The following is a 499-nucleotide window of genomic DNA, read 5'->3' as shown; positions in this document are numbered from 1 at the left end:
CTTCATCTGTCGTTGTCTTCACAAACTCGTAGCCTGGGATATCTTTCTTAGGTTGGTTACCTTCTTCGTTTGGTGAAACTGGATTACCATTTTCATCTACGAAGGATGTTGTAGTTTTAACTACTTTACGGTATACGTGAGTTGTGTTGCCATCTTTATCTGTCGTTGTCTTCACAAACTCGTAGCCTGGGATATCTTTCTTAGGTTGGTTACCTTCTTCGTTTGGTGAAACTGGGGTACCATTTTCATCTACGAAGGATGTTGTAGTTTTAACTACTTTACGGTATACGTGAGTTGTGTTGCCATCTTCATCTGTCGTTGTCTTCACAAACTCGTAGCCTGGGATATCTTTCTTAGGTTGGTTACCTTCTTCGTTTGGTGAAACTGGGGTACCATTTTCATCTACGAAGGATGTTGTAGTTTTCTTGACTGGAGTATAGATGACATAAACCGTGCTGTCTTTACTATCGACAGTAATCGATTCAGCTGGCACATTTGA

Annotated in this window: 1 protein-coding gene; it reads right to left on the bottom strand. The window is 40.7% G+C overall.

Features of this window, described 5'->3' with window-relative positions; translation table 11 throughout:
• On the bottom strand, positions 1 to 499 hold a 499-nt coding region (locus tag STRDD10_RS10085; RefSeq protein WP_197458348.1), incomplete at both ends, for a MucBP domain-containing protein.

The organism is Streptococcus sp. DD10 (genome assembly GCF_001578805.1).
Taxonomy (GTDB): domain Bacteria; phylum Bacillota; class Bacilli; order Lactobacillales; family Streptococcaceae; genus Streptococcus.
This window is presented reverse-complemented; position numbering and strand designations above follow the sequence as displayed.